Consider the following 21,382-nt stretch of genomic DNA (forward strand, 5'->3'; position numbering starts at 1 on the left):
ACGCTGGACAGGCGGGCCGGGTGACCGCGCGGCGCACCGAAAGGCGCGTCTCGAGGAAAGTCCGGGCTCCGCAGAGCTGGATGGTGGGTAACGCCCACTCGGGGAAACCCGCAGGAAAGTGCCACAGAAAATAAACCGCCCGCCACGCGCGGGTCAGGGTGAAAAGGTGGTGTAAGAGACCACCAGCGTGCCGGGTGACCGGTGCGGCTCGGTAAACCCCATCCGGAGCAAGGCCATGCAGGGTGCGTTCGAGGGCTGCTCGTCCAAGTGCCCGGGTAGGCTGCTTGAGCCGCGCGGCAACGCGCGGCCTAGATGGATGGTCACCACCGCGGTTCGGGTAACCGGCCGCGGCACAGAACCCGGCTCATAGGCCCGCCTGTCCCTCCACTAGACTTCTGGGGTGCTGATTCTGCTGCCCCCGTCCGAGTCCAAGACCGCTCCCGTCTCCGGTGCCCCCATTGCCCGAGGCGCCCTCAGCTTTCCGGAGCTGACCGAGGATCGAGAGCGTCTGGTCGCCACACTGGCGCACGTGAGCGGGCAGAAGAACGCGCTCGCGGTTCTGGGTGTGGGGCAATCCTTGGCGGACGACGTCGCTCGCAACCGTGAGCTTCTCACCGCGCCTTCCGGCCCGGCACTGTCCGTCTACTCCGGAGTGCTGTACGACGCCCTGGACGCGGCCTCACTCTCCGACGCCGCTCGCGAGGTGGCGGATCGCTCACTCGTGGTGATCTCCGCACTGTGGGGCGCCGTGCGGCCCCACGACCATATTCCCGCATACCGGTTGTCGATGGGAACGGATCTGCCCCGGCACGGAAAGCTCAACACCTGGTGGAAGCCGCGTCTGTTCCCGGTGTTGGGTCAGGCCGCAGCCGGCCGGGTGGTCGTGGATTGCCGCTCGGCCGCCTACGCCGCCGCGTGGAAGCCGCCGGCCGCTCGAACCGTTGCCGTGCGGGTGGAACAGCTCAACGAGACCGGGAAGCGCTCAGTGGTCTCGCACAACGCGAAACACACCAGGGGCCTGGTGGCGCGGTTCTTGTGTGAACACGTGGCGGCGCACGGAACTCTTGAGACCGTCGAGGCCGTCCGTGCTGCCCTCGCTCAGCGCTGGACGGTAGAGCTGACCGAGCCCACTGCGCGCAAAGCCGGAACACTCACCGTCGTCCTGGACCCGCCCGCGAAGTGAAGTCCTCCGGACCCGCAGACTCGACACGGCGCCCACCCGTCCCATCACGACGTCCGAGTTTGCGAGCCGCGGGCAATGGGTGGCTGGCCAGCCGGTTCTGCTGCCCGGGAGTCAGTGACCGAACGGGTCCTCGTCCTCGCCCGGCAGCCAGGTCGAGTCGTTGGACCACTGTTCCTGCTTAATGGCCTTCCTGGCCTTCTTGCCCCATTTGGTGTTGAGCCGGTCCACGTAGAGCTTGCCGTCCAAGTGGTCGTACTCGTGCTGCATCACGCGGGCGAACCAGCCGTTGGCCTCGAAGGCGAGCGGGTCGCCGTTCTCGTCCTGACCCGCTACGCGGATCCAATCGGCACGTTTGAGCGGCCACGAGTAACCGGGAACCGACAGGCAGCCTTCGGATTCCTCATCCGGGTCCGGGGCCACTTCGGAGATCTTGCCCGCGGTCAGTGCCGGGTTGACGATCACGCCGCGTGCAGGGACTCCGTCATCGTTGTCGAAGCCGTAGGTGAAGATCCGCAACCCCACCCCGATCTGGGGTGCCGCGAGTCCTACGCCGTGGGCCTCGTCCATGGTCTCGTACATGTCCGCAATCAACGCGCGCAGTTCGTCGTTGAATTCGGTGACCTTCGCCGCGGGACGGTGGAGCACCGGATTCCCGGTAATGACGATGGGGCGAATGGCCATGTTGTGGTTCCTCACACAGTGCTGTCGGGGCTGATGGTCCGCAGGCCAATATATCGCGTGACGTGTGATGTCGCGGGCGCATCATGTGCACCGCTAATATTAAGCATGCTGCATATCCTCCCCCGGAGGGGTGTGGCGCCAGATTCGCGGTTCGGGATGAACTGGCCGATGGATCACAACACCTAATGGACTGAGTTGAAGGGGGCATGCCCGAGTGAGGGTCGCGTCAGCACCGCACGGCCACGTGTATATCCAACACCTGGCGGACCCAGAAGGCTCGGGCTCTGTGTACCGCCTGCCCGACCCGACCCCGGAACGATCGGTTCCCGGTGCACCCTGGTGGCCCCTGGTCATGTTGGACGTGGAGTGGATCAATGACCACGCCCATGAATTCGATGTTTTTCATTTGCACTTCGGCTTCGATGCCGTGCCGCCGGCGGAGCTCCAACGCATCGTTGCGGCATTGCGCGACAACGGCAAGCCGCTTGTCTACACGGTTCACGACCTGCGCAACCCGCATCAGACGGATCCTTCGATCCATGACGTCGCACTGGATGTTCTGATTCCCGCGGCGAATCACCTGATCACCCTGACTCCGGGGGCGGCGCAGGAGATCCGCCAGCGCTGGGGTCGCGACGCCACCGTGATTGCGCACCCGCACGTGGTGCAGTTGGAGGTACTGGACCACCCGCGTCCGCAGCGCGAGACCGTCACCGTGGGAATGCACCTGAAAAGCATGCGCACCAATATGAATCCACTGCCGGTCCTGCGAACCCTGCTGGCGGAAATCCGTGACCGTGACATGGATTTACTCATCGATGTCCACACGGATGTGCTCACCCCCGGTATGCCCCATTACAACCAGGAAGTTTCCGAACTCTTGAACCACGCGCGTGATCGCGAGGACGTGCGTGTCCACGTCCACGATTTCTACACGGACGACCAGCTGTGGGATTACTTGCTGGGCGTGGATCTTTCCGTCCTCGCGTACCGGTTCGGTACGCATTCCGGGTGGCTCGAAGCCTGCTACGACCTGGGCACGCGCGTGCTGGCCCCGAAGGTGGGTTTTTATGACCAGCAGCATCCGGGGGTTCTGAGTTTTGACTGGGATGAGCAGGGGCAACCGGATTCGAATCAAATTGCGGCCGCACTCGACGGGTTACCCGCCTTGCCGCCGTGGCGAACCACGCGCTCGGAACGCACTCGACAACGGCAGGACATCGCGCGAGCACACTCGCGGATCTATCAAGCGGCAACGGCGGGGAGGTCATCATGAAAATTGCGTTGTTGGCCCATGACCGCTTTCCCATCGCGGTTCCTTTCGCGGGTGGCCTCGAATCATTCACGTGGTACCTGGCCAAGGGACTTCGGGAACGAGGGATCGACGTGGTGGTCTTCGCCGCGCCCGGAAGTGACCCGGAATTAGGCGCCGAAGAGCTCGCCGTCGAACCGGTGTCACTCAGTGAGCAGGCCCGCAGCGACGTCTCGATGCCCCCTGAGGGCCAAGTGCGCGAGACCATTTCCTACCTGCAGGTCATGACCGCCCTGGCTGAACGTGATGACATCGATGTGGTGCACAACAATTCACTGCACTACCTGCCGATTGCCATGGCCCAGTCACTCAAACAGCCCCTACTGACCACGTTGCACACGCCCAACACGCCGTGGATGGAACCGGCGTTACGGTTGAGCCCCTCGGTACGAACCGCAGCCGTGAGCACGTCGATCGCGCACATGTGGCGTGATGTGACGGACGCGCGGGTGATTCCCAACGGCGTGGACCTCGACCGTTGGTCATTGGGTCCCGGAGGGGACTCGTTGGTGTGGTCCGGAAGGATCGTGCCGGAAAAGGCACCCCACCTCGCCGCGCTGATCGCTCGGGAGGCGGGGTGGAAACTGCGCATTGCCGGTCCGCTGTCCAACCAGGAGTACTTCGAAACTCAGTTGAAGCCCTTGCTGTCGGAGGACATCACCTACGCGGGTCACCTGGAACCGGATGAGCTGCACCACCTGGTGTCCCACAGTGCCGCGTGCCTGGTGACGCCGCAATGGGAGGAACCCTACGGACTGGTCGCGGCCGAGAGCATGGCGTGCGGTACCCCGGTTCTGGCGATTGCTCGAGGTGGTTTGGCGGAGGTGGTGCGTGCCCCGGGCGGGTTATCGGTGCTTCCCGAGGCCACCGACGACCTCACTGTCTCGAGCGCCGCGCGCGCCCTGGAGGGAGTGCTCGCCCTGGATCGTTGCACGGTGCGTGAGCATGCACGCGCCCACTGTTCGCTGGACGCCACCGTTGATCGGTATGTGGACTACTACCGGGAGCTGGTCGCGCAATGATCGGTTACTACATCCATCACCAGGGGCTGGGCCATCGCACCCGAGCGCTGGGCATTGCGCGCGAGCTCGGCGTGCCCGTGACGGGGTTCAGTTCCTTGGGGGCACCGGAGGGTTGGCCCGGTGAGTGGTGCACGTTGCCCATGGATGTTCCCGGTTCCCCTGTGGATCCCACGGCCAATGGTGTGCTGCACTGGGCGCCCCTTGATCACGCGGGATACCGCGAACGCATGCGGTTGCTGGCCGAGCGGCTGGGATCGGACATATCGGTCATGGTCACGGACACCTCCGCGGAGGTGACGCTCCTGGCTCGGCTCCTGGGGGTCCGTACCGTGGTCATGGCCATGCGCGGAAACCGCACGGATCGCACGCATCGGGACGCATATGATGCCGCCTCCCTCATTGTTGCCCCGTGGACCGCGGAAACGGCCGAGGAGTACTGGCCGCGCGAGTGGACCGACAAAACCGTGTTCACCGGAGCCACTTCGCGTTTCGACCAACTCGCGGCCGCGTACGCGGGGCCTGCCGCCGACGTCACTGGGCCGAGTTCGCGCCGCAAAGTTCTGGTGGTCTGGGGCGGGGGAGGCACCGAGGTGACGGAGCAGGACATTGACCGAGCCCGGCTGGTGAGCCCCGACTGGGAGTGGACCGTTCGCACACCCGCACACCCCTCGCCCGATCTGTGGGCGGACTTGCAGGACGCGGATGTGGTGGTGACCCACGGCGGTAATAATGCGGTGGCCGAACTCTCGGCGGCGGCCCGGCCGGCAGTGGTGATTGCCCAGCCCAGGCCCTTCGACGAACAGCACGCGACCGTCCGAGCGCTCAGGAACGCAGATGTGTGCACCGCACTCGACGGCTGGCCGGAGGCGGCGCAGTGGCCCACGCTGTTGGGCAACGCGCTGGCCCGCGGTAATTCCGGCTGGTCCCGGTGGCGCCACGGAGACGGTGCACGCCGTGCGGCGCAGGCCATCGAGCGCCTCGATGATGTGGTGGTGACGTGCGGATCGCATTGATCACCATTGTCAGCGGCCGCCACGCGCACCTTCGCAGACAACTCGATTGGGTGTCCGCGCTGGACCCGCAACCGCATGCACACGTTGTGGTGAGCATGGGTGACCCCGAGATTGCGGATCTGGTGGCCGGGCACGGGAACGGGCGCGGCGTCGTCGTCAGCATGGAACCCGCCCGGGAACTGCCGCTGGCCGCGGCGCGAAACGCGGGGGTGGCCACTGCGAGCGGGCTGGGGGCCGACGCCGTGGTCCTGCTGGATGTGGATTGTCTGCCCGAACGAGGTTTGCTGGGCGATTACGAACGAGCGTTAGTGGAGATCGGATCCGAAACGGCCGTGATCAGTGGCCGGGTCAAGTACCTGCCCGAGGGCATGGGCGAGCACGACTACACCCCCCAGCGCGTGGTCGAGCTCGGTCGTGATCACGACGCGCGAGTGATACCTCAGGGTGCAGCCCTGGTTGAGGCTGATCCCCGCATGCTGTGGTCCCTCAACATTGCCGCCACGGTCGAAACCTGGAACCGGGTTGGTGGGTTCGACGAGTCCTACGTGGGTTACGGGGGAGAGGACACCGATTTCGGGCAGCGGCTCGCCGCGGCCGGAGGGAGCATGTGGTGGAGCGGGCTGGCCTGCGCCTACCATCAGCATCACCCCACCGTGACGCCCCCGGTGCAGCACGCGGCGTCGATAGCGCGCAATGCCAACATCTTCCGCGGCAAATGGGGGTTCGACCCCATGGAAGGTTGGTTGCAGCACATGCTCGGGTCGGGGCACCTGACCCGAGAGGGTGGGCAGTGGCGCGCTGCGACCGACCCTCGATAGCACCTAGGGATCATCTGCCACTAAAGTCATTCTTGTGAATGATCAGCACGTTCCGATTACGTTGGCCCTGGTGAATGACTACCCGGTGGTGACGCAGGGCATTGCACGGATGCTGGAGGACTTCGACCGGCTCGAGGTCGTGGAGCTTGCAGCGGGGGAGAACCCCAGCCGTGTCGTGGACCTGGTGCTCTACGACGCCTTTGCCGCACGTGGCCGGGGCCGGTACGACGTGGTGCGGCTTCTCGAGGACGAGCGCAACCGGAAGCTGGTCGTCTATACGTGGCACGTGGCCGACGTTCAGGTGCAGCAAGCGCTAGACCTCGGTATCGACGGCTATCTGTCCAAGCAACTCGATGCCGATGAACTCGCCGAGGCCCTGATCCGGATCCACCAGGGCGAACGCGTGGTGGAGCCGAAACCGATGTCGGAACATATCGAGATCGCCGATTGGCCCGGCCGCAGTGCCGGGTTGTCACCGCGCGAAGCAGAGGTTGTCGCCCTGATCACCCAGGGTGCGACCAACGATGAGATCGCCCGCACGTGTTACCTGAGCATTAACTCCGTCAAGTCCTACATCCGTTCCGCGTACCGAAAAATGGGTGTGGAGCGACGCAGTCAAGCGGTGCTGTGGGGCGTGCAGAACGGGATGCAGCCAGAAAGAACTCATCATTGATTTCACCCCCTGAGGTGGTAGAACCACTCAGGTCGACGCGGCAGAATAGTCATATGACTGATCAATTTGCCGCAGACAAAGCCGCACGTGAACTCGCCGGAGAAGAAGGCGGGTTCCCCACTCAGGAACAGGCTCCCCCGGGGCTGACCACGGAGATGACCCCCGTGCCCGACCACGGTGAGGAGAGCTGGGTCGGGCGAGGCCGGCTCGAAGGCCTGAAGGCGCTGGTCACCGGTGGTGATTCGGGTATCGGCCGCGCCGTGGCCATTGCGTACGCGCGGGAAGGCGCGGATGTGGCCATCAATTACCTCCCGGAAGAACAGTCCGACGCCGAGGACACCAAACAGTGGATCGAGAAGGCCGGCCGCAAGGCTGTGCTTCTTCCCGCGGATCTCCGGGACGAACAGGACGCCCGTGGTGTGGTGGATGACGCCGCCTCCCAGCTGGGTGGTTTGGACATCTTGGTCAATAACGCCGGGTTCCAGTGGGCTCGCCGCGATGGCGGTCTGCAGGGTCTGAAGACCGAGGAAATGGACCGTGTCTTCAAGACCAACCTGTACGCCCTGTTCTGGGTCTCCCAGCAGGCCCTGAAGTACCTGAAGGACGGCTCGAGCGTCATCAATGTGAGCTCGATTCAGGCCTACGACCCGTCCGAGAACTTGATCGATTACGCCTCCACCAAGGCGGCCATCAACAACTTCACGGTCAACCTGGCCAACGAGGTCGGCGGGAAGGGTATCCGCGTCAACGCGGTGGCGCCCGGCCCGATCTGGACCCCGTTGCAGCCGGCCACCAAGGCCGGCGAGTCGATGCCCGCGTTCGGCGGCGACACCGCCCTGGGCCGTGCGGGTCAGCCTTCCGAACTGGCCGGCGCCTTCGTGTTCCTCGCCAGCCCGGCCGAGGCCTCCTACGTCTCCGGCACCGTTATCGGTGTCACCGGAGGTAAGCCGGTCTTCTAACCCGGACCGCGCTCGGACCGCTGGGCACGCGGTGCTCACGTTCGGATCATCTTGGACGACCACGGCCGCCCCTCCCGGGCGGCCGTGGTCGTACGCCGTCGCCCGCGCGGGGACTGCTGCCGGAGTGTTCATGGAGGATCGAGATCGGCACCCTCCTTTGCTACATTGAGCAGCGGAGCCCCGCATCTGGGCTCGCGGACGAGGGAGCAGTACCCGCACCACGACAAGACTGACTCAGAAAGATGCACGTCATGGCGTGGTTGATTCTTATTCTGTCCGGGATGTTCGAGGCCGTTTGGGCGGCCGCCCTGGGAGCATCGCACGGATTCAAACGTCTGGTCCCCACCCTCATTTTTCTCATGAGTCTGAGCCTGAGCATGGCTGGTCTCGCGTGGGCGATGACCTCACTTCCCACCGGCACGGCGTACGCGGTGTGGGTCGGGATTGGCGCAACGCTCACCGTGATTTGGGGCTTCGTGAAGGGTTATGAGCGTCCCACCATTGTGCGGGTGCTCCTGCTCGTGTTGCTCGTCGGCTCCGTGATCGGCCTGAAGGTGGTGAGCTGAATGCCGTGGATTGTGCTGTTGATCAGTGCCGTGTTCGAGGCTGTCTGGGCCACCGCCCTCGGTGAATCCAATGGCCTGAGCGAGTTGACCCCCACCATCGTGTTCTTCGCCGGACTCGCCGTGAGCATGGCGGGACTCGGCTGGGCCGCCAAACACATTCCCATCGGCACCGCATACGCCGTGTGGACCGGCGTGGGGGCCGCCTTGACGGTGATCTATGCCATGGCCACCGGAACGGAAAGCGTCTCGGCCGGGAAGATCATTTTTCTCTCGGGCATCATTGCGGCGGTGGTCGGCCTCAAACTGGCCCCCAGTAAGCCGGTTGACGCCCTGGACTCCGCAGGTGGAGCCGGGTCTTCGACCACTCGCTGACCCTGGCCCCTCATTAACCCTGCCCACTCACTGACCCAGCCAGGAACCCGGTGCCTTGTTGAGTCCGGAAGGCACCGGGTTGTTCACGACGTGGCTGCGGGCATTATCCGCGTTCGTTGTTCTTGCGCGCAGCCTTGGAGCCCAGGGTGGTGAGTACCTTCACAACCTTGGAATTCAGGGCGGAAGCGGCTTCCCTGCCTTCCTGGAGCCCGGATTGTTCCGGTCGTGCCCCGGGAAGTAGCCGATTTGCCAACCCCAGGCCGCGCGTGGTCAGGCCTGGCGCCAGGCCGTGGACTCGCTGGGCGACCTTGGGCAACCAGCCGACCAACACCGTGGGTTTGCCCGCCAATACACCGTCCACGATGATCCGCGCCGCGCGGTCCGCGTTGATGGAGAGAACGGGCAAGGACGCTGCCGGGGCAAACCATGCGTACTCCTTGGCCGACTGACCCGTGAAGAAGGCTCTCTCATGGGAACCGGTGCGCATGAGACCCGGAGCGATGGTGGTAGCCGTAACGCCGGAACCGGCCAGGGCCACCGCGAGTCCTTCGCTGAAACCCACCGCGCCGAACTTGGCGGTGGCATAGGGGAGTAGATGGGGAGGAGATATCAGCCCACCCACTGAGGTGACGGTCCCAATGCGACCGGATCGTCGCTGCCGCATGCCGGGCAACACCTCCAGCGCGCAGTAAATGGGGCCGTAGGTCATGGTGTCAATGGCGTCCTTGAAGTGTTCCACGGTGATCGCCTCGAGCGGGCCGGCCTGAATGATGCCGGCCACGGTGATGAGGACCTCCACGGGGCCCATGTCCTGTTCCACCTCGCGAACCAGTTGCTTCACGGCGTCTGCGTCGCGGACGTCGCAGACATAGTCCTTGACGGTTCCATGGGGTGATAGCTGCTCCTTCGCGCGAGTGAGCTCATCGTGGTCCCGAGCGGCAATGGCTACCGCGTGGCCCCGGTCCAGGAGCTCGCGGCTGACCAGGAGGCCGAGACCTCGTGACCCACCGGGTACCAGTGCAATCTTCAGTGTGCTTACCATCCGTTTAGTTTACGGGAGGCTGGGCATCGGAAACCGGAGGATTTGCCGTGAATCGCGATGAATTGGAGCGCGGTGATTGCAATGCCGCCCATTCATCAGTTAACTGATGGTTATGCGTGCACTCACATGGCAAGGACTCGGCGACGTCCGAGTTGAATCAGTACCTGATCCCGTCATCCAGCATCCCAAGGATGCGATTGTGCGGGTCACGTCCACAGCGATTTGCGGTTCGGACCTGCATCTCTACGGGGTACTGGGCCCCTATATGTCACCCGGTGATGTGCTCGGTCACGAGTTCATGGGCATCGTGGAAGAGGTGGGGGAAGAGGTCACCAACCTCAAGCCGGGCGATCGAGTGGTGGTTCCCTTCACCATTGGCTGCGGTTCCTGCTGGATGTGCGATCGCGGACTGTATGCGCAGTGCGAGACCACTCAGGTGAAGTCCAAGAACATGGGCTCCATGCTGTTCGGGTTCTCGTCACTGTATGGTTCCGTTCCCGGTGGCCAGGCCGAAATGGTGCGCGTACCGCATGCCGATTTCGGTCCGGTCAAACTTCCCGAGACCCACTCCGACGAGCGTTTCCTCTACCTCAGTGACATCCTTCCCACAGCCTGGCAGGGCGTGAAATGGGCCAATGTGGGCCCGGGTGACACCTTGGCCGTCATTGGTCTGGGACCGGTGGGGCAAATGGCCGTCCGGTCCGCCAAGCAGATGGGCGTAGATCGCATCATCGGCGTGGATCTCGTGGACGAGCGCCTGGAGCTGGCCAAGTCCTGGGGTGTGGAAACAGTGGATCGACGCACCGTCAAGGACGTCGCCGCCACGCTTCAAGAAATGACGGACGGCAGGGGACCGGACAGCGTCGTCGATGCCGTGGGAATGGAAGCCCACGGCAACCCGATCTCGGAAAAGATCGTTGCCGGTGCCGCCCGCCTGCCCAAGAAGTTGGGGCAAGCAGCGTTCGAGAAAGTCGGCATCGACCGGCTCGAGGTGCTACACACCGCGATCAATGCCGTGCGACGGAGCGGCACCGTGTCGTTGTCGGGCGTGTACGGGGGTATGGCGGATCCCATGCCCATGATGACCATGTTCGACAAGGGCATCACCATGCGCATGGGTCAGTGCCACGTGAAGCACTGGACCGATGATCTGCTGGCCATTGCCTCCGAACCCGACGACACCCTGGGCTTGGAGACGTTTGCAACCCACCACGTGTCCCTGGAGGATGCGCCCGAGGCCTACAAGATGTTCCAGGAAAAGAGCGACGGCTGCATCAAGGTGGTACTCAAGCCGTAGTCGGGACCAGTTCCGATGGGCGGTCGGTACGGGCTGGATATCAAGTATCCACTCCGTCCCGGCCGCCTTTTATCATGCCTCGGGAGATACCTCGCGGGGGGTCTCGCGGATGTTCGGATGCGAGGGCTAGTGTTGGACCATGTCAACACTGAGTTGGGTTAGTTCTTCTCCGCGTAGGACCGTGGATCTGGCCATTCGTGGGTACCAGCGCTATCTCTCTCCGCGCAAAGGATTTAACTGCGCGTATCTCGTTGCTCGAGGCGAGCAGTCCTGCTCCGCTGTGATCCGGAACATCATTGCCGAGCGCGGGTTGCTGCGCGGCGTTGTTCCGACCATGCTCCAGTTCGCGGCGTGTTATCAAGCAGCCATGATGCTTGGCGCGGACCGCCCCCGGGTGAACGGTGTCTGCTGCTGCGGAGGCATCCCCATCCCGATCCGGTACTAGACCCGTCCCGGGCCCGCCCGGCTCGCTGCCACTGACCGTCTGAACGAGCCGTCTACATAAAGCAAAAAACGAGGTCCCCGTGCCGGATCACATTACTGATCAAGCACGGGGACCTCGTTGATTCGGGGTGAACGACGGGGGTTGAACCCGCGACCTCCTGGACCACAACCAGGCGCTCTGCCAACTGAGCTACGCCCACCATGTAACCCGTCACGAGGTGTAACACCTGCGCGGGCAACGACGACCACTATAGCGCAAAGTTTGCGTTAACTCCGCATCGGGCGCGCGGGGCCGTGGAGGGGCGTCAGAAGTTGCCGGAGCGGGTGCGGGACGCGTTGATCAAGGCCGCGACCTTGCGGGCGTCGTCGGAGCTGGGGCCCGGCTCTGCGGCGAACAGGATCTGCCGGTAGTAGCGCAGTTCATCAATGGAATCTTCGATGTCGCCCAGGGCTCGGTGGTTGCCGGTCTTCTCCGGAGCTTGGAAGTAGGCCCGGGGGAACCAGCGGCGCGCGAGCTCCTTGATGGTGGACACGTCGATCACGCGATAGTGCAGGTGATCCACCAGGTTGGGCATGTCGCGTGTGAGAAAGGTCTTGTCCGTCCCCACGGAATTACCGCCCAGGGGTGCCTTCCGGGGCTCGGGAACCCATTCCTTGATGTACTCGAGGACCTGGGCCTCGGCCTCTTCCATCCCCAGACCCTGGGCCAACTCGGGCAACAGCCCGGATGTCACGTGCATGTTCCGCACGAAGTCGTTCATCTGCACCAGTGCGGCGTCGGAGGGTTTGACGACAACGTCCACGCCGTTGCCTAGGACATTCAGATCATCGTCCGTCACGAGAGCGGCCACCTCGATCAAGGCGTCGTCGGACAGGGACAGTCCTGTCATCTCGCAGTCGATCCATACGATTCTCTGATTAGAAATAGACACGTCCTCTAACTTACCGCGCCCGGGGCCCCGGGCGCGTGCGCCCCGCGCATCGCGATAGGATTCAGGCCGACGCCGTTACCGGGCCTTTCGCGGATTCGCTCGCACGGCGGCGTCGTAGGGTGAGAGACATTATCGGGCGACGGGGAATCTGGAGGCAACGCGGTGCAGAGCAACCCCAAGGCTGCCGGCCACGCCGAATCCACCCCGCATCCGGGTACCGTACTGGCCACCCGACAAGGTTCCGCCTACACCTCACAGTCACCGCTGCGCACCGTGATCATGGGCACCATTGGCTCGATCATGGTGCTGGTGGGTTCGCTGGGGGTGGGGTGGCTTGCAAGTATCTCCCCCCTGCGGCAGAACCCGCTCATCATTTGGATGCGATACGAGACCGGCGGTGTGGTGCTGTCCATCCTGCTGCTGGCCGTCGGCAGCATGATCCTGGTCCGCGAATGGTTGAGGCTCGGTCAGAAGCTCAAGGCATGGGGTCCGGGAACGGGCACGTGGGTGCTGGCCGCCATCACGGCGTGGTCCGCGCCCATGCTCTTCACCGTGCCGCTGTTCAGCCGCGATGTGTACTCCTACATCGGACAGGGCCGGGTGATGCAGAGTGGTCTCAATCCCTACGAGCACGGCGTCTCCACGATCGAGAACTTTTTCCAGCTGGGAGCCGACCAGCTCTGGGCGGAATCCCCGCCACCCTACGGACCCGTGTTCCTGTGGCTTGAACAGTTGGTGGTCATGATCACCAATTCCAGCCCGGGCGCCTCCGTTTTACTGTTCCGAGCCATGTGCGTGGTCTCCGTGATCGCGTGCATGTGGGTGATTCCGCGGCTGGCCCGACTGCACGGCGTCAACCCCGCCCGAGCCCTCTGGCTGTCGGTGGCCAATCCGCTGTTCCTCACCAATTTCATAGCGGCCGCGCACAACGATGCAATCATGGTGGCCCTCGCACTCTTCGGGATTTACGCGGCGGCCATCCAGCGCAACTGGAAGGGCGGTCTGATCGGCGCCACCCTGGTGACGCTGTCCATTGGCATCAAACCCATTACGTTGGTGTTCCTGCCCTTCATCGGATTGCTGTGGGCCGGCCGCGGTGCCTCGTGGCCGCGTCGATTTCTGATCTGGTTCCTCACCCTCGCGTACTCATTGGCGCTGCTGGGGATCATGGGATTGATCAACGGATTCGGCTTCGGGTGGGTCGCGGCCATGACCACTCCCGGTAGCGTGTTCATTTGGTATGCGCCCATTGGTTTGATCGGATTCCTGGCCATGATCGTGGGGGATTCTCTCACGTCCAACGGCCGGGTCTGGATGGATGTCGTGCACACCATGGGCACGGTCTTGTCCGCGCTGATCGTGCTGGCGCTGATGTTCGTGGGTAGGGACGCCAGAATTTTTCGCCGCCTCGCGTGGGCCTTTACAGCGCTCGTGCTGTTGGCCCCCATGATCCAGGCCTGGTACGTGGTGTGGTTGATCCCGCTGTTCGCGATCACGGGCATCCGAAGCGACTGGCAGATCGATGCGCTCTTCTTCCTCACGGCGTTCTTCACGGTCTATGCCGTGGCCGACCAGCTCGACGTGTTCCCCTACCTCGACCTGAGCTTGATTGCCGCGCGGGTGATATCGGCCATCGTCTCGCTGACATTCGGGGTGTATCTCTGGTTCTTCGACCCGTCAACCAGACGTTTGTTCCGCCCCCGTTATCGTGCGGACAAGCGCACCACGATCATGTAGCTGGTTCGCCACTGTCGACGGCGCCTCGGTGCCTCCGCACGCGCCCCGGCGCCCGCGCGGCGTCGTCGATCCAGGCCACGTGACCGAATCCGGCCATGAGAAAGGGCCCCGACCAACTCACGTTGGTCGGGGCCCTCAGGCTCACCGTGGAGACAGCGAATCACACACCGTAGTAGAGCTCGAACTCCAGCGGGTGGGGTACCAGGGAGAGCGGCTTGAGCTCGTTCTCCCGCTTGTACTCGATCCAGGTCTCAATGAGGTCCTCGGTGAACACATCGCCGGCGAGCAGGAACTCGTGGTCCTCCTCGAGTGCCTGCAAGGCTTCCTCCAGGTTGCCCGGGGCCTTCTTGATGTCCTTGGCCTCCTCCGGGGGAAGCTCGTACAGATCCTTGTCAATCGGATCTGCGGGCTCAATGCGGTTGCGGATGCCGTCCAGGCCGGCCATCAGCTGAGCGGCGAAGGCCAGGTACGGGTTGCAGGAGGGGTCCGGGGCGCGGAACTCGAGGCGCTTGGCCTTGGGGTTGGTGCCCGTGATGGGGATTCGGATACCGGCGGAGCGGTTGCCCTGCGAGTACACCATGTTGACCGGCGCCTCGTAGCCCTTGACCAGGCGACGGTAGGAGTTGACCGTGGGGTTGGTGAACGCCAGCACCGCCGAGGAGTGCTCCAGCAGACCGCCGATGTACCAGCGAGCCACATCGGACAGACCCGCGTAGCCCTTCTCGTCGTAGAACAGGGGCTCGCCGCCCTTCCACAGGGACTGGTGACAGTGCATACCGGAGCCGTTGTCATTAAACACCGGCTTGGGCATGAACGTGACGGTCTTGCCGAACATGTCCGCGGTGTTCTTGATGACGTACTTGAACTTCAGCAGGTCGTCCGCGGCGGCCGTCAGGGTGGAGAAACGGTAGTTGATCTCGGCCTGGCCGGCGGCGCCCACCTCGTGGTGGGAGCGCTCCACGATCAAACCGACGTCGTCCAGGGCTACGCACATGGCGTCGCGCAGGTCGGCCTGCTTGTCCACGGGGGAGACCGGGAAGTAACCACCCTTGGTGTGGGTTTTGTTGGCCAGGTTGCCGCCCTCTTCCTTGCGGCCGGAATTCCAGGGAGCCTCTTCAGAGTCAATCTTGTAGAAGGTGCTCTCCGGGGAAACCTGGAAGCGAGCGTCGTCGAACACGAAGAACTCGGCCTCGGAGGCGAAATTCGCGGTATCCGCAATGCCGGTGGAGTTCAGGTAGGCCTCGGCGCGTTCGGCCACGCCGCGGGGGTCGCGGTGGTAGGGCTCACCGGTGCGCGGGTTCACGATGGAGCAGGTGACCACCAGGGTCTTCTCCACGCGGTAGGGGTCCACGAAGATTGAGGTGGGGTCCGGAATCAGCTGCATGTCCGATTCAGCAATACCCTGGAAGCCTCGGATGGAGGAACCGTCGAACAACTGCCCGTCGGTGAAGAAATCGTTGTCCACCGACTTGGCGGGCAGGTTGAAGTGCTGCTGCACGCCCGGCATGTCGGTGAATCGGAGGTCGACGAAAACGACGTCCTCATCCTTGATGTAGGCGAGGACTTCCTCGGCTGACTGGAACATGGACCTGTTCTCCTTCTGTATGGGCGTCCCGATCAGCGACAGCGACACTCCTGGAAGTGACCACCGCGCTCGGTTCTGATGTCCATCCTAAGAACCTGGCGTTGCCCGTCCGTGACACCAATGTTTCGGCCGTGTAACACATGCCATGTGGACGCTGGAACACGGCCGACCTGATGTCCCGGACAACACCGACCGGTCGGTACCCCATCAGTTTACTTGCCGTGGCCCAAGGAACTCCTGAAGGGCGGATAGGCTGAGAGCATGATTTCACGGCAGGATCTGGGTTCTTGGCTCGAGGGTGGCCCCTCACGCACCCATCAGTATCCGGGGGAGCGCCTGGGGCGCCCCATGGAGGGCCCAGCCTCCGTGGCACGATTCGTTCCCCGATTTGTCGGGCTGTGCATTGACTGGCTCCTGGCCATGGTCCTCGCCACTGTGTTCCTGGCCCAGTGGAACCAGAACGGGCTCATGAACCTTGCGGTGCTGTTCGTGCTCAATATGCTCATGGTCGGAGCTTTCGGCCGCACCATGGGCCACTGGCTCATGGGACTGCAGGTACAGACACTGAATGGCCGCCCTGCCGGTTTCGGCAAAGCGGCCATTCGATCGTTGTTGCTGTGCTTGGTGATCCCCCCGGTCATCTACGACCAGGACCAGCGCGGACTCCATGATCGGGCCGTGGGAACCATTCTGGTGAGGGTCCGCTGATCACCCAACGCTGATGGATCAGCGCCCGCGCATCGCCTTGCGATCCGGGCGGGCCTTCATGGGATCAACGCCCTTGGGAATCGGCAAGCGGTTCTGCAGGGTGTTCAGCCGCTTGTACACCACGTGGACTTCCTGCTTGGTCAGGGTCTTGTCCAGCTTCTTCACGTGCTTGGCCAGTTTGCTCAGCGGAACCTGGTTCTCGCCGTTACCGGACTTGATCACGTGAATCGGTACGTTCTGGATCACGGGGCCGATGCGGCGGCGTTCCTTCTTGACCAACTTGTCCACACGATTCACGGGGCCTTCGGTCACGAACACCACGCCGGGGCGACCCACCATGCGGAACAGCAGGTCCTTGGACTTGGGATCCATGGCGGCCGGTTCTTCCTCGATGATCCAACCGCGCTTCAGGGTGGACAGTGCCGCGCCGGCGGCACCGGGCTGACCCTCGATGCGCGCGAACGCGGCTCGTTCGGCTCGCCTCGACAGCAGGATCACGGCGGCGAGAACGCCGAACGGAATGCCGATGAGCAACCACGTGAGCCAGTTGCCTAGCAGCACACCGATGAGCAGGAACACCAGCAGCACACCAAGACCCAGCAGGATCATCCAGAGCAGGATGTTCGGTTCCCGCTCCTTGGTCATCTGGAAGACTTGCTTCATCTGGGCGAAGATGCCCGGGCCCTTCGCCGCTTTACGTTTGCGCTTGTCCTCGCGCTTACGTTCGCGCTCGGCCGCGCGGGCAGTGGATGAGGTGCTAGGTGACACGTTTGTTCCTCGCGATTGCTGGTAGGGGATTGCGGCCATTCTAACCGCTGGCGCGCTCGTACGAGGCAATCGCGGGCCGCGCAGGGCACAGAACGACGACGCCGCCCGGCCGGGCGGCGTCGTCGTGGCGACAAGAGTCTGCTAGCTCAGGCGGGCGATCAGGGAGGACGCCTCCTGGCTGGCAGAGCCCGAATCGTCGATGTGGGAGAGGTGCTCGGGGATCTCGCGACCCATCTTCTTCATGGCGCGGGCCCACAATTTACCGGCGCGGTAGGAGGAACGGACCATGGGCCCGGCCATCACACCCAGAAAACCGATTTCCTCGGCTTGCTGGGACAGGTCCACGAACTGCTGCGGGGTGACCCAGCGGTCAATGGGGTGGAAGGTGGGGCCCGGGCGTAGGTACTGGGTGAGGGTGATGATGTCGCAGCCGGCGTCATGCAGATCGCACAAGGCCTCGTAGACTTCCTCGTTGGTCTCGCCCATGCCCAGGATCAGGTTGGACTTCACGATCATCCCGTTCTCCTTGCCCTGGGTCAGGACCTCCAGGGAACGCTCGTAGGAGAACGCGGGGCGGATCTGCTTGAAGATGCGGGGCACGGTCTCCAGATTGTGCGCGAAAACCTCGGGCTGAGCGTCGATGACCTGCTGAACGGCGTCGGGCTGGCCCTTGAAGTCGGGGATCAGGATTTCAACACCGGTGGAGGGGTTGAGCTCGTGGATCGCGCGAATGGTCTCCGCGTTGAGCCACGCGCCGCCGTCCAGGAGATCATCACGGGCCACGGACGTCACGGTGGCGTAGCGCAGGTTCAGGTCGCGGACGGACTCTGCCACCTTGCGGGGCTCGGAGACGTCCAACATGCCGGGCTTACCGGTGGCGATGTCGCAGAAATCGCAACGACGGGTGCACGTGTCGCCGCCGATGAGGAACGTGGCTTCGCGGTCCTCCCAGCACTCATAGATGTTGGGACAACCGGCTTCCTCACACACCGTGTGCAGGCCGCGGCCGCGGGCCATGGTCTTGAGTTCTTGGAACTGCGGACCCATCTTCGCGGTGTTCTTGAGCCAGTTGGGCTTCTTCTCGATCGGAACAGATGCGTTGCGCTGTTCAACGCGCAGCAGCTTGCGGCCTTCGGGCGCGATGGTCATACGTACTCCTCGCTTGTGGCGCTTGGTTGTGCCTGACTCTGTGGCGCAGGCAAGTCACTGATCTCCACCTTAGGAGACCAGAGAGTCCAGGGTCAGGGGTGTTGCGGGTGAGTCGGGTTCAAAGGGCAGGCACAGGTCCGATTCCCGGGCCGCCAGCTCATGCTCCATGCGTTCCACAACATCAGCGGGGTTGATCTGATTCCCCGTCTCCTGGCTGATGGAGGTCACGCCGGCGTCCGTGATGCCGCACGGGATGATCTTGCCGAACGGGCGCAGATCGTTGGAACAGTTCAGGGCGAATCCGTGCATCGTCACTCGTTTGGAGACCTGCACGCCGATGGCAGAGATCTTCCGGTCCGGGCCGCGCTCATCGGATGGCACCCAGGCCCCGGATCTGCCCTCCACAGTGGTGGCTTCCACGCCGAAATCCTTGACCACGGCAATGATGATTTCCTCCAGCACACGCACCACCTTGACCACGTCCAGGGGGACGGGCAGGCGCATGATGGGGTACCCCACGAGCATTCCGGGGCCGTGATAGGTGAGTTTCCCACCGCGGCCGATCGGAACCACTTCCGTGCCGTCCCACGGATACTCGTGCTTCTCGGTGCGGCGGCCGGCGGTGTAAACGGGGTTGTGCTCGAGCAACAGCACGGTGTTACCGCGCTCACCGGCCACGATCTGGTCGTGAACCTCTTGCTGCAGGTGCAGGCAGGAACGGTAGTCCACAAAATCCGGGTCGAAACCAACGCGCTCGAAGTGCAAAGCCATGCGGTCAGTTTATCCCGTGAGTCTGCCTGTGGATAACGGGAGCGGGAGGGGGCACTTTCGGTGCACAGTGGGCACATGAGCGCACCAGAGAAGCGAACACGGGCCCAGCAGCGTGTTGTGGCGGCGCAGCAGCCGCGACGACAACAGTCCGTGCCGTCACCCTCGGTTCCCCGGGGGCGCACGGGGGAACCCGAGCACACCGTTGAGAGCGAAGCGGAAGCTCACGATCATGCGGCTGCTCAGACCGAGGGATTGGAGCTGGCGGGCCGCCTGGGTTCCGGCCGCGGAACACGTAGCTGGCTGGCCAAGGAAGAGCAGAGCCGGGAGAAGTTCACGGTCACGTTCGCCACGGGTACGTCGGCACAGGAACGCGGCGCACAGCAGCGGGCCATGGTCAGGGTGGCCGAATACTGGGTCGGTGTGGCGGATCCGCACCTCGTAGCGGTCCGTGGCACGATCGGCCAGGGCGAGACCGCGCAGGCGCTGGTGACCGAGCATACGGAGGGGAACTCCCTGGCACGCAGGATCGTTGAGGACGGTCGGGTTCCCCCGGCCGAGCTCTCACCAATCCTTGCCGCCGCGGCCAGGGGGCTGGCCACGTTGCACGACCACGGTTGGGTGCACGGGACCATGAGTCCGCACCGCATCCTTCTGGGGCCGGAGGGGCAGGTGCGGATCGACGGGTACGGGTTACCGGACACATCCGGGCCAACCGAGCCGGGTGAAACGGCGCAGCTCGTGACGGCGGCGTCCTGGGGCCACGACGACAGGCCGGAAATGCTGGATCGGGCCATTGCCCGGTCACCCGCCGATGACGTCAAAACGCTGGCCACGCTGGCGTGGTTGGCACTCACCGGAAGGTCACCGGGCTCGGATTCCCACCGAGTGCCACTGACACTTGTCTGCCCCGCAGCTCCCAGGGGTCTGGTGTTGATGCTGGAGGCAGCACTGAATGATGACTTGACCACGCGACCCACCGCCCATGAGTTTGCCACCGGGATCGCGGCGATCCCCGCAGTCAAGGTGCCGTCCACATCTGTTCGTCCGCAGCCGCCGGACATCATTCGGGCCGACGGCACGGAAGTGAAACTGGGGCGCACCATGCTTCCGAGGCTGCGCCGCGGATCGACCGTCGCTGCGGCACCCCATGGCCGGTCGCGGCGACACCCGTTGCTTCTCGCTTGCGCGGCCACCGCGCTTGTCGCCTGTGCCTGGTTCGCACTACCTGGAGTCATTGGAACCGGCGGTTCGCCCGTTGCCGGCGAGCCACAGGTGGCCGGGTCAGAGGAATCGGATATCAGTACACCGGGGGAATCGCGGGTGGGGCCTGCCCCGGAGGTCGAGACCACGGCGCCGTCGGCAACGGCGACCGAACCCGGGCAGGACACGACACGGGCGGCCGAGCACGCCGCGCGAGCTCTCGTGACCTCCCGGGCAGAAGCGCTGGCCGCCGGGGATCAGAAGGCACTGGAGGCGGTGTACGTGCCCGGGTCGAGATTGCAGAAAAGTGACCAGTCAACCATTGCCCACGCCGCGGAACAGGATGTGGGTTCCAGCGGCTACACGGCCCTGTCCGGGCTGAGCATGAAGGTGGAGCGCATTGAAGCCCTCACCACCGCACCCGGGGAGCACGGGAAACCGGCCGAGAACTCGCATGCCGGTGGTGCGCACACTTTTTATACGGAGATCCTGACCCGTGGTTGGCACGGGGAAATTCCGGAGGGCGCACACGTGGAGCGCGAGAACGCCACCGTGCGACAAACCGCGCATCTCACCGTGACCCGCACGGACGAGGGATGGCGCATCGTGGACGTGACTCCGGTCGCAAGACAGAGCCGCTGAGGGCCCCCGTGCCCCCGGGTACCGTCGCCTCATTGACGGGTGTCACCCCATGACAAGAGCCCCGCCGCGCACGAGGCGCTGCGGGGCTCGACATGAGGTTCTAGAGCTGCGGGATCACCAGAAGACGGCCACGGCTGCGTTGATCACTGCCATGCCGCCGACGGCGTGGGCGAGACCGGTCGAGACGGGTTCGCCGCGCTGGGTCTTGCGCATCCCGATAAACGCGGCCACGGCCACGATCAACAAAATGACCAGCTTGACCCCGATCTTCAGGTGGTTGACCTCGAAACCCTCTTGCATTTCGCGCAGGGCCACCATGGCCAACCCGCTCAGGAGCATGACGATTGCGGCCCAGAACTGGCCCACGGTCACGGTGGGGCGCTTCATTGTGAAGATCCAGGTGCCGATGATGACGGCCAGTCCGAGGAAGTGCAGAAACAACATGAGGCTGAAGAGAAAGTCCATGCTTCGACCCTATCCGAGCCCCGCACGCAAAACCGCCGGGATG

At 64.0% G+C, this 21,382-nt stretch carries 22 protein-coding genes, 1 tRNA gene, 1 other RNA gene and 1 riboswitch; of the genes, 15 read left to right on the forward strand and 9 right to left on the reverse strand.

The features are described 5' to 3' along the window. Positions 1-8 precede the first annotated feature (8 nt). Together rnpB and ABEA06_RS01765 are read left to right on the forward strand one after the other, a co-directional pair. Positions 9-383: RNase P RNA component class A (rnpB, locus tag ABEA06_RS01760), an RNA gene on the forward strand. Positions 384-400: 17 nt separating this feature from the next. Then, positions 401-1,183, forward strand: a complete 783-nt coding sequence (locus tag ABEA06_RS01765) for a YaaA family protein (RefSeq protein WP_345310359.1) — start codon at positions 401-403, stop codon at positions 1,181-1,183. A 111-nt stretch (positions 1,184-1,294) separates the two neighbouring features. Here ABEA06_RS01765 and def read toward each other — a convergent pair whose 3' ends face one another. Further along, positions 1,295-1,864, reverse strand: coding sequence for a peptide deformylase (gene def / locus ABEA06_RS01770; protein WP_345310360.1), 570 nt, complete (start codon positions 1,862-1,864; stop codon positions 1,295-1,297). A 286-nt stretch (positions 1,865-2,150) separates the two neighbouring features. On the opposite strand from def, the gene ABEA06_RS01775 reads away from it, so the two are divergent. The 8 genes from ABEA06_RS01775 (at position 2,151) to ABEA06_RS01810 (ending at position 8,599) form a co-directional block, all read left to right on the forward strand. Then, positions 2,151-3,140, forward strand: a complete 990-nt coding sequence (locus ABEA06_RS01775; RefSeq protein WP_345310361.1) for a glycosyltransferase family 1 protein — start codon at positions 2,151-2,153, stop codon at positions 3,138-3,140. Next, positions 3,137-4,198, forward strand: a complete 1,062-nt coding sequence (locus ABEA06_RS01780) for a glycosyltransferase family 4 protein (RefSeq protein ID WP_303381625.1) — start codon at positions 3,137-3,139, stop codon at positions 4,196-4,198. The genes ABEA06_RS01775 and ABEA06_RS01780 overlap by 4 nt, the downstream gene beginning before the upstream one ends. Further along, positions 4,195-5,211 (forward strand): glycosyltransferase, encoded by a 1,017-nt coding sequence (locus ABEA06_RS01785; RefSeq protein ID WP_345310362.1) that lies wholly within the window; start codon positions 4,195-4,197, stop codon positions 5,209-5,211. Before ABEA06_RS01780 ends, ABEA06_RS01785 begins: the two co-directional genes overlap by 4 nt. After that, positions 5,196-6,029, forward strand: a complete 834-nt coding sequence (locus ABEA06_RS01790; protein WP_303381627.1) for a glycosyltransferase family 2 protein — start codon at positions 5,196-5,198, stop codon at positions 6,027-6,029. Before ABEA06_RS01785 ends, ABEA06_RS01790 begins: the two co-directional genes overlap by 16 nt. 34 nt (positions 6,030-6,063) lie before the next feature. Continuing rightward, positions 6,064-6,702, forward strand: a complete 639-nt coding sequence (locus ABEA06_RS01795; protein ID WP_312397001.1) for a response regulator transcription factor — start codon at positions 6,064-6,066, stop codon at positions 6,700-6,702. A gap of 53 nt (positions 6,703-6,755) precedes the next feature. Beyond that, positions 6,756-7,661, forward strand: coding sequence for an SDR family oxidoreductase (locus ABEA06_RS01800; protein WP_303381629.1), 906 nt, complete (start codon positions 6,756-6,758; stop codon positions 7,659-7,661). Positions 7,662-7,833: 172 nt separating this feature from the next. Next, positions 7,834-7,900, forward strand: a riboswitch (guanidine-III (ykkC-III) riboswitch). A gap of 12 nt (positions 7,901-7,912) precedes the next feature. Then, the gene (locus ABEA06_RS01805; RefSeq protein ID WP_303381630.1) at positions 7,913-8,227 is read left to right on the forward strand and encodes a DMT family transporter; all 315 of its coding nucleotides are present in this window, start codon (positions 7,913-7,915) and stop codon (positions 8,225-8,227) included. After that, the gene (locus tag ABEA06_RS01810) at positions 8,228-8,599 is read left to right on the forward strand and encodes a DMT family transporter (RefSeq protein WP_303381631.1); all 372 of its coding nucleotides are present in this window, start codon (positions 8,228-8,230) and stop codon (positions 8,597-8,599) included. It abuts the gene before it with no gap. A 103-nt stretch (positions 8,600-8,702) separates the two neighbouring features. Here ABEA06_RS01810 and ABEA06_RS01815 read toward each other — a convergent pair whose 3' ends face one another. Further along, entirely contained in the window at positions 8,703-9,641 is a 939-nt protein-coding gene (locus ABEA06_RS01815) for an SDR family NAD(P)-dependent oxidoreductase (protein ID WP_345310363.1), read from the reverse strand. Between the two features lie 112 nt (positions 9,642-9,753). On the opposite strand from ABEA06_RS01815, the gene ABEA06_RS01820 reads away from it, so the two are divergent. Beyond that, entirely contained in the window at positions 9,754-10,938 is a 1,185-nt protein-coding gene (locus tag ABEA06_RS01820) for a zinc-dependent alcohol dehydrogenase (protein WP_345310364.1), read from the forward strand. Positions 10,939-11,077: 139 nt separating this feature from the next. Beyond that, positions 11,078-11,383: a membrane protein insertion efficiency factor YidD gene (gene yidD / locus ABEA06_RS01825; RefSeq protein WP_345310365.1), complete on the forward strand. Its 306-nt coding sequence runs from the start codon at positions 11,078-11,080 to the stop codon at positions 11,381-11,383. A gap of 126 nt (positions 11,384-11,509) precedes the next feature. Here the strand turns inward: yidD and ABEA06_RS01830 are convergent. Beyond that, positions 11,510-11,582, reverse strand: a tRNA-His gene (locus ABEA06_RS01830). 105 nt (positions 11,583-11,687) lie between these two features. After that, positions 11,688-12,314: an oligoribonuclease gene (gene orn, locus ABEA06_RS01835; RefSeq protein WP_303381635.1), complete on the reverse strand. Its 627-nt coding sequence runs from the start codon at positions 12,312-12,314 to the stop codon at positions 11,688-11,690. Between the two features lie 162 nt (positions 12,315-12,476). Here orn and mptB point away from each other — a divergent pair, with 162 nt between their 5' ends. After that, positions 12,477-14,051: a polyprenol phosphomannose-dependent alpha 1,6 mannosyltransferase MptB gene (gene mptB / locus ABEA06_RS01840; RefSeq protein ID WP_345310366.1), complete on the forward strand. Its 1,575-nt coding sequence runs from the start codon at positions 12,477-12,479 to the stop codon at positions 14,049-14,051. A 160-nt stretch (positions 14,052-14,211) separates the two neighbouring features. Here the strand turns inward: mptB and glnA are convergent, their stop codons facing one another. Continuing rightward, the gene (gene glnA, locus ABEA06_RS01845; RefSeq protein WP_303381637.1) at positions 14,212-15,636 is read right to left on the reverse strand and encodes a type I glutamate--ammonia ligase; all 1,425 of its coding nucleotides are present in this window, start codon (positions 15,634-15,636) and stop codon (positions 14,212-14,214) included. A 261-nt stretch (positions 15,637-15,897) separates the two neighbouring features. Here glnA and ABEA06_RS01850 point away from each other — a divergent pair, with 261 nt between their 5' ends. After that, positions 15,898-16,344, forward strand: coding sequence for an RDD family protein (locus ABEA06_RS01850; RefSeq protein WP_312395633.1), 447 nt, complete (start codon positions 15,898-15,900; stop codon positions 16,342-16,344). An 18-nt stretch (positions 16,345-16,362) separates the two neighbouring features. On the opposite strand, the gene ABEA06_RS01855 is transcribed toward ABEA06_RS01850, so the two are convergent. The 3 genes from ABEA06_RS01855 to lipB form a co-directional block, all read right to left on the reverse strand. Continuing rightward, a complete protein-coding gene (locus tag ABEA06_RS01855) occupies positions 16,363-17,112 on the reverse strand; it encodes a DUF4191 domain-containing protein (RefSeq protein WP_303381639.1) in 750 nt (249 codons plus the stop codon). A gap of 141 nt (positions 17,113-17,253) precedes the next feature. Then, complete coding sequence (lipA, locus tag ABEA06_RS01860; RefSeq protein ID WP_312395634.1) at positions 17,254-18,261, reverse strand: lipoyl synthase; 1,008 nt, start codon at positions 18,259-18,261, stop codon at positions 17,254-17,256. 69 nt (positions 18,262-18,330) lie between these two features. After that, positions 18,331-19,032, reverse strand: a complete 702-nt coding sequence (gene lipB, locus ABEA06_RS01865) for a lipoyl(octanoyl) transferase LipB (protein ID WP_312395635.1) — start codon at positions 19,030-19,032, stop codon at positions 18,331-18,333. 75 nt (positions 19,033-19,107) lie between these two features. Here lipB and ABEA06_RS01870 point away from each other — a divergent pair, with 75 nt between their 5' ends. Beyond that, the gene (locus tag ABEA06_RS01870; RefSeq protein WP_345310367.1) at positions 19,108-20,874 is read left to right on the forward strand and encodes a protein kinase domain-containing protein; all 1,767 of its coding nucleotides are present in this window, start codon (positions 19,108-19,110) and stop codon (positions 20,872-20,874) included. A 114-nt stretch (positions 20,875-20,988) separates the two neighbouring features. Here ABEA06_RS01870 and ABEA06_RS01875 read toward each other — a convergent pair whose 3' ends face one another. Next, positions 20,989-21,339, reverse strand: coding sequence for a hypothetical protein (locus ABEA06_RS01875; protein ID WP_303381643.1), 351 nt, complete (start codon positions 21,337-21,339; stop codon positions 20,989-20,991). Positions 21,340-21,382 lie beyond the last annotated feature (43 nt).

This window comes from Kocuria gwangalliensis (genome assembly GCF_039544365.1).
In the GTDB taxonomy this organism is placed as follows: Bacteria; Actinomycetota; Actinomycetes; order Actinomycetales; family Micrococcaceae; genus Kocuria; species Kocuria gwangalliensis.

Bases quoted from the DNA above. Each gene is read 5' to 3' on its own strand.
- def (WP_345310360.1), bottom strand. From the start codon at position 1,864: ATGGCCATTCGCCCCATCGTCATTACCGGGAATCCGGTGCTCCACCGT.
- glnA (WP_303381637.1), bottom strand. From the start codon at position 15,636: ATGTTCCAGTCAGCCGAGGAAGTCCTCGCCTACATCAAGGATGAGGAC.
- lipA (WP_312395634.1), bottom strand. From the start codon at position 18,261: ATGACCATCGCGCCCGAAGGCCGCAAGCTGCTGCGCGTTGAACAGCGC.
- ABEA06_RS01800 (WP_303381629.1), top strand. From the start codon at position 6,756: ATGACTGATCAATTTGCCGCAGACAAAGCCGCACGTGAACTCGCCGGA.
- yidD (WP_345310365.1), top strand. From the start codon at position 11,078: ATGTCAACACTGAGTTGGGTTAGTTCTTCTCCGCGTAGGACCGTGGAT.
- lipB (WP_312395635.1), bottom strand. From the start codon at position 19,032: ATGGCTTTGCACTTCGAGCGCGTTGGTTTCGACCCGGATTTTGTGGAC.
- ABEA06_RS01820 (WP_345310364.1), top strand. From the start codon at position 9,754: ATGCGTGCACTCACATGGCAAGGACTCGGCGACGTCCGAGTTGAATCA.
- ABEA06_RS01850 (WP_312395633.1), top strand. From the start codon at position 15,898: ATGATTTCACGGCAGGATCTGGGTTCTTGGCTCGAGGGTGGCCCCTCA.
- ABEA06_RS01870 (WP_345310367.1), top strand. From the start codon at position 19,108: ATGAGCGCACCAGAGAAGCGAACACGGGCCCAGCAGCGTGTTGTGGCG.
- ABEA06_RS01875 (WP_303381643.1), bottom strand. From the start codon at position 21,339: ATGGACTTTCTCTTCAGCCTCATGTTGTTTCTGCACTTCCTCGGACTG.
- ABEA06_RS01785 (WP_345310362.1), top strand. From the start codon at position 4,195: ATGATCGGTTACTACATCCATCACCAGGGGCTGGGCCATCGCACCCGA.
- ABEA06_RS01805 (WP_303381630.1), top strand. From the start codon at position 7,913: ATGGCGTGGTTGATTCTTATTCTGTCCGGGATGTTCGAGGCCGTTTGG.
- ABEA06_RS01810 (WP_303381631.1), top strand. From the start codon at position 8,228: ATGCCGTGGATTGTGCTGTTGATCAGTGCCGTGTTCGAGGCTGTCTGG.
- ABEA06_RS01815 (WP_345310363.1), bottom strand. From the start codon at position 9,641: ATGGTAAGCACACTGAAGATTGCACTGGTACCCGGTGGGTCACGAGGT.
- ABEA06_RS01780 (WP_303381625.1), top strand. From the start codon at position 3,137: ATGAAAATTGCGTTGTTGGCCCATGACCGCTTTCCCATCGCGGTTCCT.